This window comes from Frankia sp. AiPa1 (assembly GCF_023243075.1).
In the GTDB taxonomy this organism is placed as follows: Bacteria; Actinomycetota; Actinomycetes; order Frankiales; family Frankiaceae; genus Frankia.
Window position 1 is genome coordinate 1 of sequence record NZ_JALKFZ020000104.1, and the last position, 15,754, is coordinate 15,754.

General features: G+C 67.5%; 16 protein-coding genes and 1 pseudogene. 14 read left to right on the top strand and 3 right to left on the bottom strand.

What is annotated here, in order from left to right:
• Positions 1 to 52 precede the first annotated feature (52 nt).
• On the bottom strand, positions 53 to 1,012 hold the full coding sequence (locus MXD95_RS08465; RefSeq protein ID WP_308301466.1) for a transposase: 960 nt from the start codon (positions 1,010 to 1,012) through the stop codon (positions 53 to 55).
• A 38-nt stretch (positions 1,013 to 1,050) separates the two neighbouring features.
• Positions 1,051 to 1,608, bottom strand: coding sequence for a restriction endonuclease (locus MXD95_RS08470; protein WP_250639993.1), 558 nt, complete (start codon positions 1,606 to 1,608; stop codon positions 1,051 to 1,053).
• A 1,118-nt stretch (positions 1,609 to 2,726) separates the two neighbouring features.
• Here MXD95_RS08470 and MXD95_RS08475 point away from each other — a divergent pair.
• Complete coding sequence (locus MXD95_RS08475) at positions 2,727 to 3,500, top strand: transposase family protein (protein WP_250639994.1); 774 nt, start codon at positions 2,727 to 2,729, stop codon at positions 3,498 to 3,500.
• Positions 3,501 to 3,798: 298 nt separating this feature from the next.
• On the top strand, positions 3,799 to 4,428 hold the full coding sequence (locus MXD95_RS08480; RefSeq protein WP_250639995.1) for a glycosyltransferase: 630 nt from the start codon (positions 3,799 to 3,801) through the stop codon (positions 4,426 to 4,428).
• Here MXD95_RS08480 and MXD95_RS08485 read toward each other — a convergent pair.
• A complete protein-coding gene (locus tag MXD95_RS08485; protein ID WP_250639996.1) occupies positions 4,359 to 4,838 on the bottom strand; it encodes an alpha/beta fold hydrolase in 480 nt (159 codons plus the stop codon). The two genes, MXD95_RS08480 and MXD95_RS08485, sit on opposite strands and share 70 nt — an antisense overlap.
• A 378-nt stretch (positions 4,839 to 5,216) precedes the next feature.
• Between MXD95_RS08485 and MXD95_RS08490 the strand changes: the two genes are divergently transcribed.
• From MXD95_RS08490 to MXD95_RS08545, 12 genes and pseudogenes are all read left to right on the top strand, one after another.
• The gene (locus MXD95_RS08490) at positions 5,217 to 6,371 is read left to right on the top strand and encodes a radical SAM protein (RefSeq protein WP_250639997.1); all 1,155 of its coding nucleotides are present in this window, start codon (positions 5,217 to 5,219) and stop codon (positions 6,369 to 6,371) included.
• A complete protein-coding gene (locus MXD95_RS08495; RefSeq protein WP_250639998.1) occupies positions 6,364 to 7,065 on the top strand; it encodes a hypothetical protein in 702 nt (233 codons plus the stop codon). The genes MXD95_RS08490 and MXD95_RS08495 overlap by 8 nt, the downstream gene beginning before the upstream one ends.
• Positions 7,066 to 7,164: 99 nt before the next feature.
• Positions 7,165 to 7,779, top strand: coding sequence for an AAA family ATPase (locus MXD95_RS08500; protein ID WP_250639999.1), 615 nt, complete (start codon positions 7,165 to 7,167; stop codon positions 7,777 to 7,779).
• Positions 7,780 to 7,805: 26 nt separating this feature from the next.
• Positions 7,806 to 8,252 carry an NUDIX hydrolase gene (locus MXD95_RS08505; protein WP_250640000.1) on the top strand — a complete coding sequence of 149 codons (447 nt, stop codon included), beginning with the start codon at positions 7,806 to 7,808 and terminating at the stop codon, positions 8,250 to 8,252.
• A 914-nt stretch (positions 8,253 to 9,166) separates the two neighbouring features.
• A complete protein-coding gene (locus MXD95_RS08510; RefSeq protein ID WP_250640001.1) occupies positions 9,167 to 9,643 on the top strand; it encodes a hypothetical protein in 477 nt (158 codons plus the stop codon).
• 142 nt (positions 9,644 to 9,785) lie between these two features.
• On the top strand, positions 9,786 to 10,544 hold the full coding sequence (locus MXD95_RS08515) for a radical SAM/SPASM domain-containing protein (protein ID WP_250640002.1): 759 nt from the start codon (positions 9,786 to 9,788) through the stop codon (positions 10,542 to 10,544).
• 179 nt (positions 10,545 to 10,723) lie between these two features.
• Positions 10,724 to 11,197: pseudogene (locus tag MXD95_RS08520) on the top strand (methyltransferase domain-containing protein); the annotation flags it as partial.
• 507 nt (positions 11,198 to 11,704) lie between these two features.
• Positions 11,705 to 12,541: an SAM-dependent methyltransferase gene (locus tag MXD95_RS08525; RefSeq protein WP_250640007.1), complete on the top strand. Its 837-nt coding sequence runs from the start codon at positions 11,705 to 11,707 to the stop codon at positions 12,539 to 12,541.
• A 355-nt stretch (positions 12,542 to 12,896) separates the two neighbouring features.
• Entirely contained in the window at positions 12,897 to 13,559 is a 663-nt protein-coding gene (locus tag MXD95_RS08530) for a phosphoribosylanthranilate isomerase (RefSeq protein WP_250640003.1), read from the top strand.
• Positions 13,560 to 13,679: 120 nt separating this feature from the next.
• Entirely contained in the window at positions 13,680 to 14,201 is a 522-nt protein-coding gene (locus MXD95_RS08535; protein ID WP_250640004.1) for a hypothetical protein, read from the top strand.
• The gene (locus MXD95_RS08540; protein WP_250640005.1) at positions 14,191 to 15,063 is read left to right on the top strand and encodes a PHP domain-containing protein; all 873 of its coding nucleotides are present in this window, start codon (positions 14,191 to 14,193) and stop codon (positions 15,061 to 15,063) included. The genes MXD95_RS08535 and MXD95_RS08540 overlap by 11 nt, the downstream gene beginning before the upstream one ends.
• A gap of 136 nt (positions 15,064 to 15,199) precedes the next feature.
• The gene (locus MXD95_RS08545; protein ID WP_250640006.1) at positions 15,200 to 15,616 is read left to right on the top strand and encodes a hypothetical protein; all 417 of its coding nucleotides are present in this window, start codon (positions 15,200 to 15,202) and stop codon (positions 15,614 to 15,616) included.
• Positions 15,617 to 15,754 lie beyond the last annotated feature (138 nt).

Genomic DNA, 15,754 nt, shown 5'->3' on the forward strand with positions numbered 1-15,754 from the left:
ACAACTGATCAACCAGGGACCAGGGGGTCAAATTTCCGAGACCCCCACGTGGTCAGTTTTCAGGAAGCCTTGACAACACCCGGCCCGGCACCTTCCCGACCGCCTGGCGGCCCCGTTCGTCCAGGTCGAACCCGACCGCGTAGTACACCTGCCGATCGGGATCTTCGTTCAGCTTCGCGACGTGCGCGACCAGGGCGTGTGTCGATCCGGCGCCATCGACCGTGACCAGGATCTTCTTCCGGTACGGGGCCGGCAGCTGCGCGATCGCCGCGTCGAGGACCTCAATGTTGTCCGCCGCCGTGTTCGCCCCCGCGTTCCCCGCCCGCAACTTGATCGCCAGCAATTCCCCGGTATTGTCGCACCAGGCCATAATCGGATGGTGCCCAAACGTTTTCTTAAACGTCCGGGCAGCGTGCTCCTTATCCGAATGCGACAGAACCAGCGACGCATCCAACCGGATCACGATCCTATCGCCGAGGTCCCTACCCGCAACCTTGCACGGCGGTATCCGCCCGTGCCGGGCCACGATCTGCTCCCACACCCCCACCCGCGCGGCGGCCCGCGCCGCCGTAACCGCCGGCAACCGCTCCGCGTCGATTTCCTTCAACGCCCGCCACGCCGTCGGAACCGACGCCACCGCCCCGAACAGCTCCCCCTGGTCTCCCAGCGTGGCGATGTCCTTGATCCGTGTACCGCCGTCCGCGATCCCAACCGCAATATCCGTGAGCACCCGGCCACGATCATGCAACGGAAACTGCCGCGTCCCGACCAACGCCTCCGACAACGCCCCCGTCAGCCCGACCCGGTCCGCCAACAGCCGCACCACCGCCGTCCCAACATGCGAGACAACATCCCGACCGCCGACCTCGACCGACAGCCCCCGCGACCACCCCGTAGCATCCACGTAGAAAGTGCCTCTCGACTCTGGTTCGGACACGGACGTCAGACACCCGCATCCTCCCAAGTCAGAGGCACTTTCCCATCGCCGGGGCACCCCCACCGCGAAGATCACGCCGAGCCCGGTGAACAGCCAAGGCTAGCTGGCCCACGTCATTTCAGGGGGCGCCCCAACAAGTACTCGGCGACACAGTCCGGATGGTCATCGTCGGCTGCTGACAGCATCAGGCCCCGGCTACCAGGCCCGCCGTCACAATGCGCCACGAGAGCGGGGCGCGGGCCGGGCGCGGCATTCCTGGTCGTGAAGACGAAACGGCCTTCCGTGACTGTCACCAGTGCGATGCCATGAGCCTTCGCGAACGAGACGGCGCCGCCCTGGTAATGCGACGTGGCTACGATGACACCTTTGTGCGCACCGACGCTGTGGATCTTCTGGTGTAGTATCTGAACCAGTTCGCGCTTAATGGGATTCCGATGCAACTTAGCCTCGACCACCACGAGGAAAGACATTCCCGCGAACCGGTAGCGGACGGTTGCGTCGAAGTCGTACGCACCGTCCGCACCCGAAATCTTCTCATGCAGGGTCACCGTGAGGTCGTCCACCGCCGAGCCTGCCGCACCGAGCAGCTGCCGGGCCACGAACTCCTCGAACTCCTCGGGCGTGATCGAGGGGTGACGGTAACGCGCACCATGGCGGTCGTCCTCGATCACGTTTCTACGCTACCCGAGAGGTGTGACGGCGCAGTGCCCAGCCTGGACGAAGAGGAATGGTCCCGCTACTTGCTGGGGGAGCCCTATCGGAACACGTGTCCACCGGCCGCCCATCGGTACCGGCCTGCCGGCCGGGTGGGCACGCAGCGGCGTGGCCGGGTCGTATTCGGGACGCGGCTCCTCCGGCCGCGGCGCGTCAGCAGATCCGGAGCGGTAGGCGTCAGCAGATCCGGAGCGGTAGCAGGTGGAAGCTCACGGAGGCCGGCCCGTTCGCTCAGCTCGTGCCGTTCGGCGTCCGACAGCGCCGCCAGACCGGCTCCCACCGCAGCCAACCCGTCGGCGGCGGCCATGGGCGCGGCTCGGGCCAGGAACGCCGTCAGGCCGACGGCGCGCCACCGGTCCCGCGCGTCTCGGGCCGTCACCCGGACGCCGTCAAGCTGCACGACCTCTGAGAATCGGCCAGGTCTGTCGAGGACCGATGAGAAGGTGCCGCGATCGGCTGGAACGGCCAACTGTCCGTTCCCGAGGATCATGTCTGGCGATCAGAAGCTGGCCTGGGCTCGGACAACCTCGCTGGGAATCCGGCGAGGCCGTCTGGCGTGTCACGTGAGCCGGGCTACTTGGCGTGTCGCGTCCTTCCCAAGGATCATGACAGGCGGCGCCCTGACCTGGTGTGCGACAAGTTCGAGGAGTCGCCGCCGGCCGGATTCTCGCGGAAGTTGGCTATTTCCGTGGCAGATCCGCAGTGGAACTGGCGTCCAGCCGCCCGAAACCATGATCCAGTGAGAATGTGCCAGCTAGCCCGAGACGCCGAACCATCGCAAGCACGTCATACAGGGCATAGCGACCACCCGCAGGCCAGGCCGACTGAGAACTGGCCAGGTCCATCGAGGATCGACGAGAAGGTACCGTGAGCCTTTTCAATCTCGGTTTGTCTGATTCTCTCGGCGGTTGAGGAGCACCAATTGACGAATTGAACGGGCACCGGTTCCTGTCGTTCCGTCAGCTGGCGGCGGCGATAGTTGGCCGGGCGGTGGCCGGAGGGCTGCCGTAAACAGAGAAGTCCCCGGTAGATCACAGGGTGCCTACTCCACTGTGCCCTTGACCGAGGACTTCCGTTGCCAACCTACCCCGGTGTCGTCGACCTGCCCGAGTCGACCCTGACCTTCCTTGCGGGGCTGCTGGCCGAGGACCGCGCCCAGCGCCGGACCTGGCGCAAGCTGCCCCCACGCGAGCAGGCACTCCTGGTGCTCGTCCACCTACGCAAGGGTGAACGCTACGAGCAGCTTGCCGAGGGCTTCCAGGTCAGTGTCGGCACCGTCCACAACTACCTCCGCGAGGCAGTCCTCCTGCTCGCCACCCACGGCCGGACCCTGCTCGCCGCCGTCTGGACCTTCGCGTGGACCCAGAGCAACTTCCTCATCCTCGACGGCACCGTCGTGCGCACCAACCGTGTCCGCGCGCACAACAAGCTGTACTACTCGGGCAAGCACAAGTACCACGGCATCAACCCGCAGGGCCTCACCGACCCGTACGGCCGGCTGGTCTGGATCTCCGAAGGACTTCCCGGCTCCGTCCACGACCTCACCGCGGCACGGATACACGACATCCTCCATCTGATCGACCGCTCGGAGCTCTACCTCTACGCGGACAAGGGCTACATCGGCGGCGAGGGCGACCGCCTCCTCGTCCCGGTCAAGAAACCCAAGAACAACAACCTCCCCGACCGCGACAAGGAAGCCAACCGGACCCACGCCACCACCCGCTCACAAGGCGAACGAGGATTCGCGGTCCTCAAGAGCTGGCACATATTCGACCGTTTCCGCGGCTGCCCACGCCGCATCGGCACCTTCGCCCAGGCCGTCCTCGTCCTCGCCAGCGAGGGCCTTTAGGAAAACCAACTTTGAAATGGCTCAGTGGCAGCCTCTCACGGAGCTGACCGAGGACACATACCGGGACGTCATCATTTTCTGGGTACGGACCAAGGGAATGGAACCCGGTCGGTTTAATGCGCCGGTACGAGCAGTGAAACTAGGGCTGAAGAGACCCAACGGCAGCCTTATCAGTCAAGTCGGCGCTGGTCACATCAACCTCCTCATCGCCTTCTCCGATTTTCAACGCAACCTCTACATCAACAGTTTCGGTTACCCAGCGGACGCCGAATAGATTGTAACCGCGGACGGTCTCGACATGTCGGACTACGCCGAACAGCGGCCCAAGACGGCGGGCCGGTTTCTGCACGCCGCGAACCCGAGACGCGGCCTGGAGCCGCTACTGAACATGTGGCCCGCGATCCACGATGTGCATCCGGACGCCGAGCTGTTCATCGCATCGAGCCACCTACTGCGAGGCATAACAGTCGAGGAAGACCTGCGCCGGGCTGGCGCACTCTACGAGCGCGCGAAGGCGATGGCATCCGACGGCGTGCACTACCTGGGCCGCCTCGCCAAACCCGACCTCATCAAGATCCAGCTGACCGCACAGTTCTACCTGTACCCCACGACGTACCCGGAGACATGCTGCATCGCGGCAATGGAGGCCGCTGCCGCCGGCGCCGTGATCGTCTGTTCGTCGGCCGGAGCTCTACCGGACCGGGTCATCGACGGCGTCACCGGCTGCCTGATCGAGGGAGACCCAGCAGACGCCGTCGTGGCCCAGACCTTCGTCGAGAGAATCACCGCGTTGCAATCGGACCCGATCAGGCTGATGCGTATGGGACAGGCGGCAAGAGAACTTGCCGCCACCAGCGACTACACGAAGGTGCTCCCTGTTTGGGAGGACGCTCTCGGTCGGATCCTAGCCTTTATGCCTCCCGACTGATCGTCATACCAGTAAGGCTTCTGGTCGATGAACCTGTTCTTGTAGTCCAGAAGAGGATTGATGAGCAGCAGACCACGGACCTGTTCGGGATGCCGGGCGGCGAACAACGCGGAAATCCCGCCGCAGAAACTGGCGGCGGCCCGGATGTCGCCCAGTATCCCGGCGATCGTGAGGTCCTGCATCCGCCCCTGGATTTCGCCATGCGCTCGGAAGTCGAACCGGAGCGAGGCGAGTCCGGCCTCGGCCAAGCCGTGCGAGAGGCGGGTGAAGAAACCACCTTCCTCGCCTGTCACACCTCCGCCATGCACCAGGACCCCCACCGGGGCGCTCGACGGTCGCAGGAGGCTCCCCGCGAGCAGCAGTCCGTCCGGGCTGCGGAACGTCACGGCTTGTTCGAGATCTCGGGTCACGCAGCACTCTTTGAGCCGCCATCCGGGCTCCGCCCGGCCAGCCATAGCCTGCCTGGCCTCGACCATCATGATCCGTAGATGGTCAGACACTCTCCATGAGTGTCGCGGCGAGCAATACCATCACATCACGGCCGACTGTCGCCCGTACGACGGCGGCAAGAGACCAGCGGCGAAACGTCGCCCCTCGGCGGGCCCACGTTCCGTCTGATAGCGGACTACGCGATCATGCCGCCGCGGCAGAGCTCTACGAGGCCCCACGGGGACGCGAACGAATCGCCGCTGCCACGACGAAGATACGGACCCTTCGGGTGGCTTTCGGGCAGGTCAGCGGCTGTGTAACCCCGCGAACAGATGTTCGTGCTGTGGGGAATGACTGCCGTGCGGGCCGCTTGGGACGCTGGTGGCGTTCAGCGTCGGCGTGCCCCGTTCCCCGTCACGAGGGCGGCGGTCTGCGGGCCTGTCGCCGTCCATGCCTACGTCGAGAAGGACCTGATGATCGCCTGTTCCCCACCCGTACCTGCCGTCGAGCCTACGGCGCGGCCTGCCGGCGACGAGGGGCTTGCCCGCGCTGATGAGCGTGTGCTCTTCACCGAGGGCCACCATTTCACGTTGGCGGCGCCGCAGGACCTGGAAGTGGTCGCTGCGGCGGCGACCGGCCCGTTGTCGGTGATCCTTCAGGTGACGAAACGGTGCAATTTCGACTGCTCGTTCTGCTCCGAGACGTTGCAGGAGCCCGACCCGACCCTGGCCGCATTGGAGCGGGTGCGGGACAACCTGGCCGGGGTGCCCCGGGTGTTCCTGTCCGGCGGCGAGCCGCTGCTGCGCCGCGATCTGGTGGACATCGTCGACATGTTCGCCGGTACGGTGATCGGCCTGCCGACGAACGCGACGCGCGGCCTTCAGCTCGCGCATGGCCTGGCCGGCAAGGTCGCGTTCGTGAATGTCGGGTTGGAGGGGCCTCGGGCGACGACGAACCGGGTCCGCGGCGACTACGACAAGGTCATGACCGGGATACGGGCGTTCCAGCACGCGGGGCTGCCGTTGTCGTTGTCGGCGGTCGTCTACCGCTCGACGTTGACGGCGCTGCCGTTCACTCTCCAGATCGCCGACGTACTCGACGCCGGGAAACTCAAACTGATCATGCCGCTGCGCAAAGGCAATGCGCTGGATCTTGCCGACAGCGAGTTCCTCACGGTCGAGGAGGCCACGGCGGCGTTCGAGCGGCTGGCCGAGCTGCGCACGGCGTACGGCTGGCGGCCGGCGGTGCGGCTGACGGCGTGGACCCCGGACACCGAGGGCCACATGATTGTGATCAGTCCGCGGGGGTTGGCGAGTGCCTGGCCGGTCTACGACGCCCCCGATCTGCTGGAACCGTTGGGCAGCCTGCTGGACGAGCCGATCGCCGAGATCTGGACGCGGTATCGGTTCAAGCGCAACCACTACGCCAAATACCTGGGCCGCTCGATCCGTGCGGTCAGCCGGGCCGGCCGGCCGCCGTCGACGCGCCGCCCGTTGCGGATCGCGCATGCGTGAGGCGACCAACCTCGCCTGGACCGACACCCCGTTCGCCGGCGCACGCCGGCCCTTCCCCGACCGGACCCCCCTGCTGGCCGCCTTCTCGATCCACGCGGCAGGCCACTCACCGGTCGCCGCCGCGGCCGTGTACCTCCCGCTGCCACGGACACATTTGCTGGCGGTGAGCGACGCGTCGGTGCGGTTCGGCTTCCACGCCCTCGCCACCGAGGAACCTGCGGAAACCTCTGCCGTCACGGCCTCGATCGACGCGCTGCTTGTCCAGGCCCGACGTCAGGCGGCGATCCTCGCCGGCCACCGGCTCGGCGACCAACTCGCGGCCCTGACCGCTGCGGGCGCCGGACAGCCCACGCGAGGGATCACCGCCGTTCGTGCCGCGTGGCACAGCCAGCCCTCGGAACGTGGTCTGGCTCGCCTTCATGACACCGGTAGCCAACCGGGCCCGGTCACGCTGGCGGACGTCTGCGCCGGTTACGACCTCCACGCCCTACCCGCCGATTTACCTCCTCCTGGCGCCGACGGGTGCTGGGTGGCCTCACAGATCCTTCGGCAGCGCGTCCTGTACGCGCTGGCGATCGCGCTGATCGCCGCGCGGAACGTGGACAGCTACCAGTGGGACGCACTCCACCTTGACGCCGTGGTCGAGGCCGCTGCCTGGGACCAGCTCACCGGCCTGTCACCGCGCTTGCCTTGATCGGCGCTAGCGGCACGTCCGACCGGAGCCGGCGCCGCCCGATTCCGCGTACCGTCCCGCCGCCGGCGACCAGCTCCTGGTCGCGGAAGGAACTCGCTGATGCTGCGTAACTGCCTGGTCGTCGCGGTCGAGGGCACCCACGCCTCCGGCAAGACCACGCTGACCCACGCCCTCGCCGCCTACTACCGGGAACGCGGCGTGCACGTCGCCTGCGTCCCCGAACCGGCGCGGAATTCACCGTTCATCGAGGAGATCGTCGTGCACGGCCGCGGCGAGTTCGACGTGGAGACCGAGGTCGACCTGTTCGCCGCGCAGCTGTCCAGCCAGCTGCGTGTCGCTCGCCAACACAGGATGATCATCTGTGACAAGACGATCGCGAACGTCCTCGCCTACGCCTGGCTGGTCCTGCCCGGCGGCCCCGAGGGACCCGACGCCCGCGTACTGAAAGCGATGGAGACCTTCTGCGAGGCATGGGCTTACGTCTACGACGCGGTGTTCTACTGCTGCGACAGGTTCGACCAGGAGCAGATCGGCGACCCCTACCGGTCGAAGGTCCTCGACATCCAACCCGCCGCCGACCGGGTCGTGCGCAGCACGTGCGCCACCGTCGGCCAGACCATCTATGACATCCCCCCGAACATGCCCACCAGCGCACGAGTTGCCTGGATCGCCGAGCAGCTCACCGAACTCGGCCTCGACCCAACCACCCGCTGACCCATCTCGTTGGGAGACTGCCCGCCATGGCGTACACCAGTGTCATCGACGTCATGCTCCTGCTCATCCGCGACGGCACGGTCCTGCTCGCCGAGCGATCCGGCACCGGTTTCGCGGACGGCTACTTCAACTGCCCGAGCGGCAAGGTCGAGCAGGGAGAGGACGTCGCCGCCGCGCTGTGCCGGGAGGCCCGCGAGGAAGTTGGTCTTCACCTTCACCCCGGCTCGCTGGTGCTGGCTTCGACGGTGCACTTCCGCAACGAGTACAGCGACGCTCGGCTCGGGCTGTTCTTCCACGCCCCGTCGTGGCAGGGAGAACCGGTCAACGCCGAGCCCCACAAATGCGCCCGCATCGACTGGTTCCCCCTCAACGCCCTCCCCGACAACACCTATCCCTACACGCGAGTAGGAATCGATCTCTATAGGACTGGGCGGAACTTCGCGGTCTCTGGCTGGACCACTGATCCCGGCTAGACCTCCCACTCCCCGCACTACCCGGTCTTCGGAGCGTGGAAGTACGACTTCTACCGCTCGTTCACCGACACCGGCCTCACCGACGCCTACCGGACCCTGCACCCCGACGCCCCCGGCCACAGCTGGTACGGCCGCGGCGGCAACGGCTACCGCTTCGACCATACCTTCCTCACCCCCCACCAACTCCATCTGAGCGACCACGCCGCCCTGTCTCTCACCGCCCAGCCCATGCCCGCCGCGACCAGCTCCTCCTCCGAAGCCCCTGGGAACCGCGATCGCAAGCGGCGCCCCCGACAGGCTGACCGGTAGCGACAACAATCGTCGGTGGATGGCCGCCCGCGCTCCTCGTGCGAGTTCCTGACTTTCGCGATGCTGACCGCGTAGACGCTGGCATCGAAGGTGATGGCGCCTTCCTCGAGTGTGGAACGCTGACGTGTCCCGCCGTGCACGGACCACCGGGGACGGGTCACAGAGCACCGGAATTCGCAGGCCGGTGATCTGGCCAACACACCGTCCGTTTGAATGTTCGACCACGGCCAGATCCGGCTTCCCCCCGCAAGACTTCGCAGATCAGATCGGCGTCCGCGCAGGTCACGGTCCTACAGACCGGGGAAAGACTTCTCCGTGTCCCGGAGAATGTTTTCTGCCGGTCCGCGCGGCAGACTGGAGTTGTCCGGTCGCCGGCACCCCCCGAGCTGGCGGCCGGACCTGCTGGCCCGAGCCGCTCAAGACGCCCCACCCGGGGGTGCGTCCGAGACGGCTGCCTCGCCCCCAGCTAGGCAGCTCCCCTTCTGTCCTGCCCGTGGTCTGCCGGCGCTGCGGGAGCCGTCCTTTTTCCTGGCACGGGTCAAGGGCCGTGTGAGGACCGCGGGCAGGGCAGTTCCATTCAGCTATTCATCCCTCCTGGAGATATCATGGTGCACCCGAACACGCTCGCCACCGCCGCAACCGGCGTGGCGACAGTCGATAATCTTCTGGCGTTTGAGTTCCACCACGCGGCGGAGCTCGGCCTCAGCCCCGAGCAGCTCCCGAAGCTTGTCTCCATCTGCGCGGCGTACACGACAACGGTCCGGCCGAAGATCAATTCGATGGTCGCGTTGAGCGCGCAGACGCGAGGGGTCCTCGCCCTCGCCGAGGCGCCGCAGCCGGAGGACATCGCTCATGGCAAGGCGAACGTGGACACGATCGCCGATCTCCTGCGGGAGGTCGCTGGCGAGTGGATCGACCGGCATGCCGAGGCCATGGCGCTGCTCAGCGAGGAGCAGCTTCGTGTCCGAGCGGAGCTGATCGAGGCGCGTGACCGCGCGTCCCTCGCGGCCTTGGCCGGCGTGCTCGACGAGACCGACCTGGAGATGGCCGGCGTGCTCGACGAGGCCGCGGTTCCGGCCTGATCACTGGCGCCCCGCCTGCGGCGCCGGCTCGTGCACACACGGCCGGTGACGTCCCCGCGGGCGGGGTACCCCCGCCGCGAGAGAGAAAGAGAGCCCGTCGTGTCCGCGACGATGACCGAAACCGCCGGGACGCAGGCCCACGATGATTGACACCCTGATCTTGGAGGTCGCCGGCCGCTGCCAGCGGTCGTGTGGGCGCTGCTACGTGCCGCTTGGACGCTTTGACACGCCTGGCTGGATGACGTTCGAGGCCTGGCGAAGGGTCATCACCGACGCGGCCGGGCTCGCCGTGCGTCGCCTGCTGCTCGTCGGTGGGGAGCCCACGTCGAACCCGGCCCTGCCCGATCTGATCGACCACTCGCTCGCCGCCAGCATGGAGGTGCAGCTCTGGACGAATCTCGTCAAGGTCAGCAGCCGGCTGTGGGAGGCGTTCAGCCAGCCCGGGGTACAGATCGCGACCAGCATCTCTGGCGACCCGGCCACGCACCACCCTGCCTCCGATCGCGCGGGTGCGCGGGCACAGACCCTGACGAACCTGCGCGTGGCGGTGAACCGCGGGATCACGCTGCACGTGGGCCTCGTCTGCCTCGCTATGGGTGACGACGACCTAGCCCGCCGGCTCCCGCCCGGCCTCAGCGTCAGCCGGATCGACCGGGATCCGGCCTGCGGCGTCGGCCATGGCGTCGATCACAGCAGAGGAATGTCCGGTGGCCGCGGGACGTGTGGGCTACGGCGGGCCGCCGTGCTGGCGGACGGCCGGGTCACACCGTGTGTGACGGCGCGCGGTGACACCAGCGGCAACGTCCGTGACACCGCGCTCGGACAGCTGCTGGCGGGTCAGCGGTGGTCCAACGTGGTGGCCGCGGCTCGGACCAAGGCGTCCAGCGGGGGCTGTGTATGAGCGCGCCGTGGCGGGTCCATGCCCGTGCGCTGGCGGACACGGTCAGCCATCCGGGGTCTCGCTGGTATCCGGTGATCTCGTCGGTGCCTCGGCATCAGCTCGTTCCCCGCTGGTGGCTGCGCAGCGAAGGCGGGTGGGTGCTGCGTCAGGGCCTGGTCGCCGACGCCTATACCGACCGGATGCTGGTCACCCGCGTCGGTACCCTGCACGCCGATCAGGCCACCAAGCAGACCCGGCCCCAGGGCCGGCCGACCTCCTCGGCGATCCTGCCCAGTCTCGTGCTGGCCATGTACCAGCGCGCCTGCCTGAACCAGGGCCAGGACATTCTCGACGTGGGCACCGGCTCCGGCTACGGTGCGGCGCTACTCGCCCGCCGTTACGGATCGCAGCGGGTGACCACCGTGGACACCGACCCCTACCTGGTCGGGGCCGCGGTGAAGCGGCTGGACGCACTCGACCTTCACCCCACGATTCTCCCGGTGAGCGCGACCGGCCCGCTGCCCGGCAGCTACGACCGGATCATCTCCCTGCTCTCGGTGCCCTCGATCCCCGTGCGCTGGCTGGTCGCGCTCCGTCTGGGCGGACGGCTGGTCACCACGATCAGCAACACTCACATGATCCTCACCGCCACGCGGACCGCGGACGGGGCACTCGGGCAGATCGAGTGGGGCGCGGCGGCGTTCATGTCCGCGCGCGGCGGATTCGACTACCCACCGCTGCCCAGTGGGCCCGACCTGTCCGCCGAGTGGCAGGGCGAGGTGTCCACCGGCCGCTACCCGATCGTGAACATCAGCACGGCGTGGGAAACCGCCACGCTGCTCACACTCGCCGTGCCCGGCGTACGCCGCCAGTACCGCCGCGGCCCGAACGGACACCACACGTTGCTCCTCACCCACCCCGACGGATCCTGGGCACGGGCCGCGGCCACCGGCACGGACGCACCCACCGTCCACCAGGATGGGCCACGCAGGCTGTGGGACATCCTCGACGACGCCCGCGCCGACCTGCTCCGCCGCGGCGCGCCACCGTGGATCGGCGCCCGCGCTCCACCCCCTTCCGCTACCCGCCGACCTCCGAGAAAGACCATGGACAGCGACAATTCCACAACGATCAACCGAGACAACGATCAGACCACACCGAATCAAGATGAAGGTCACCGCATGTTTCGGCCGTGGTCGACCTCGCTGTGGCGGGGAAGCCGCCGGGAGGGTCCCGTGGACCTCAACACCGATCAGCCGCATTCAGCCCGGATCTACGACTACCTCCTCGGTGGCAAGGACCACTTCCCCGCCGACCGGGAAGCAGCCGGACACGCCCTGGCCAGCTTCCCGCACCTGCGGACCACCGCCCGGCAGAACCGGGCATTCATGACCCGCGCGGTGCGCTACCTGACCGCCGAGGCCGGTATCCGCCAGTTCCTCGACATCGGTACCGGAATCCCGACCTCACCGAACCTGCACGAGGTCGCCCAAGCCGTCGCCCCGGACGCGCGGATCGTCTATGCCGACAGCGATCCCATCGTTCTCAGCCACGCCCGCGCCTTGCTGACCAGCAGCGCGGAGGGTGCCACCGCCTACCTCGACGCGGACCTGCGCAGTGTCGAGAGCATCCTCGCCTCGCCCGAGCTGCGGGAAACCCTCGACCTGTCCCGGCCGGTCGCGGTGTCCCTGGTCGCCATCCTGCATTTCTTCCCCGACGAGGACGACCCGCACAGGCTGGTGCGCCAGTTGCTCGCAGCCTTTCCCAGCGGGAGTTATCTGGTGCTCAGTCACGGCACCGCGGACTTCAGCACCGAAGCCGAGGAAGCCGCGGAGATCTACCGCGCACGGGGCGTTTTCGCCTGCGCGCGCACCCGCGACGAGATCGAGCGGTTCGCGGACGGCCTCGACCTGATAGAGCCCGGAGTCGTATCCGCGCACCACTGGCGTCCCGCCGAACCATCGGACGTGGATGACGCAGAGGTGGGCGTCTACAGCCTGGTGGCTCGCAAGCCATGAGAAGCGGAATTGACCCGCACACCCATTCACGCCGGTCTCATGGAGCGTTCTACCCCGACGAGCTGACGGCCACCGCGGTCACGGCCAGACCTCGCATTATCGCCCCCACCGATCACGACACTCTGCAAGGCGTGCAGGAAGCTGCCGACGCGCCGCCGGACTGACCCCTCCTGCCGGGCATCGCGCGGGTGTATGAGACAAAAGATGACCTCCCCGTTCGCCACCGCATCCTTATCTTTGGACTCGTGGACTATATGACTGCATTTCCCCCCGTAAGTCTTTATGTGGGAGCTCCGCACCCGGCAGCGTGTACGACTGTCTCCTGGGCGGGAAAGATAACGTCGCGAGGGGTGATATGACGCTGCGAGCGGGCCGTCTACGGACGTCTGTGTGCGCGAACCAGTCCGACGCGGATGTGATCGCCTGTGTCGAGGGGGGAGCAGACGCAATAGGTGTCCTCGTCCAGATAAGGCACCGGGCCGAGGACGCGGTGGACCTGCCCTCGGCCGCTGGCCTGCTGGCCCGCGTGCCGCCGTACGTCGGCCGGTACGCGGTGACACACTCGACGTCGGTCGAGGAGATTCTCACCCTCGCCCGGCTGCCGATCGACACCATCCAGCTCCATGGCGACGTGGACCCCGCCGCGATCCCCGCCCTACGCGCCGCCGCGCCACACCTGCGTCTCCTCAAGGCCATCCACGTCGCCGACGACCGGGCGCCGAGCGTCGACCCGTGGGTGTTCCTGGTGGACGGACTAGTGATCGACTCGATCCACCGGGCGGAGGACAGGATCGGTGGCACCGGCCGCACCCACGACTGGTCGGTGTCAGCGGCCATAGTGGCCAGCTCGCCCATCCCGGTCATCCTCGCCGGCGGGCTCCACCCGGAAAACGTCGGGGACGCCGTGCGCACGGTGCGGCCGTGGGCGGTCAACGTCAACAGCGGTGTTGAGCGACACGGCGTCAAATCCTCCGAGCTGGTCGAGCAATTCGTGGGCCGGGCCCACGCACCCCGGTGACGCGGCGCATGCCCGCATGGCGCGCGGGACTGGCGCGTACCCGGGAATCCGCAAACTGTCCCGCGGGTATACCAGACCGACGGTCTGTGGATCTGGAGCGCCGAGACGTTGTATTACCTGATGCATCATGACTATCCGCCCGACTCCGACCTCCTCGACTATCTCCGCGAATGCAACTATCAGTATGTCGTTCCAGGTGAAACACGGATCCTCGCCGCGGAGAACGCGCTGAACTCCCTGAAACATCTGCCCCGGGTGACACACCCGGTAAATCCCCTCACCGGCCCACCCACCGAGACAGCCGGATCCGCCGCACCAACGAGGCGAGGGCGACGGGCCCGGCGACACCCCCTACCCCTCCGCGAGCGCGGCCACGTCGCGCAGGACCGCGCCCAACCCGAACCAGCGGCGCAGGCACAGCCCCCCACAGGGCCTGAGGTGATCGTGCGGGCGGACTTCCACACGCTGGAGCCGGACGGCTCGATCTGGCTAGACGCGTTCGGCGACCTGATACTCCTGCCCGGAGACCGGATCACTCTCGAGGACGACGACGGACACCAGGTCAACGTCCAGCCGACAGCGCTCGTCGCCCGCGCCCGCGTCGATCTCGCGAGACTCACCGGGAACCGCGATGGCGATTGATCTTCACCTTGAGACCTCCTGCTCCGGACATCCAGGGGAGTTCCCCGAGGTACTGGTGAGCCAGGCCGCGCGCGCCGGAGCGGAGATCGTCGCCATCGCCGACCGGTACACGATGGAAGGTCTCGACGCCGCCCGCAGAGCACTGCCATCCCGTCTGACCCTGCTGCCCGCCGTCACCGTGCCCTGCGCGGTAGTAGTGCAGGAGGAGTACAGAACCATCGAACTGCGCGGCTACCTGATCAACCCGCAGGATCGGCTGCTCCTGGACCTGATCGGCCGGGCCCGGACCCAGCGTGAGAACCGCGCCCGCACCATGGTGGCCATGATCGCCGCCGATCATCCGCGGCTCACCTGGCTGTCAGTGACCCGCCAGTCCAGCGGGCCAATACCCGGTCGGCCCGCCATCGCCCGCGCACTCCTACACCACGAGATCGTCGCCAGCCTGACGCGGGCCTACAGCAGCGACTGGATCGGCACCGGCGGCCGGTACTTCCTGCCCAAACGTCAGCCAGGAGCAGGCGAAGCCCTCACCGCGATCCGGGCCGCGGGCGGCGTGCCGATCCTCGGCTGGCCCCGCCGCCCCCACCGCGTCCAGCTCACCGCCGCACAAATCGCCGACCTGAAACACGCGGGCCTCGCCGGCCTCGAAGCAGATCATCCGGTACACCCCAGACCCGCACGGGAGATGCTCCACCGCATCGCCGCCGAACACAATCTGATCGTCACCGGGGGCAGCGGCAGCCGTGGCCACACCTCCACTCGCAGCCCCCGGATCACCGCCGCGGTCACCCAGAAAATCATGTACGAGCGGATCCTCGCCGCCGGAACCGGCTCGGAACCCATCACCTCCCCACTCCGGTGACACCACCCGCGAGATCGTCGATCACTCTGCCGAACGGGAGACTCATGCCCGCATCCCACCGCCTCAGCGCACGCTTCCTCACGCTCTCGGCCGTGGAAGAAGGAGTTTTGAAGACCTTTCGACCGGATGAGGGAACATGACGTATCCGACCCCACCCTCGCCACCATCACCGTCGCCGCGAATCGTCCATGTTTATGAGACCATTGACGGCCGCCCCAGCTTTGCCAACCATGAGCGGGTGGCGGATGCCACCGAGCGGGCCCGGCTGCTGGCATACCTGAACGCCGGCAGGCTCCTGCTGAGCACCAGCGCGCGCAGCGAGGACGTCACCGACCCCGGCCGGGGCAAGGTCGTCCCGATGAGTATTCGCACCGACGGTTCGTGGATCTGGAACGACGCGCTGGCCTACTACCTCGAGGCCCACGGTATCGGGCCACAGGCGGCGTTTCTGACGCACATCCGCGGCCGGGGCTACCTGTTCACCACACCGACCAAGGAGCAGCTCGACGCCGCCCAGAAGGTGCTCCAGGAACGCATCGAGTCCGGTGCCTGAATCCCGGGAAGGCGAGGAGGAGGAGGGCCTCGCCGTTGTCCCGCGTGCGGAGAGTAAGGCTTTGTTGCGGCGCCGGGATGACACGTTGACGGACAGCGAGGCCGACCGGCTCGCCGACGCGTTGGGTGATCTGCCGTT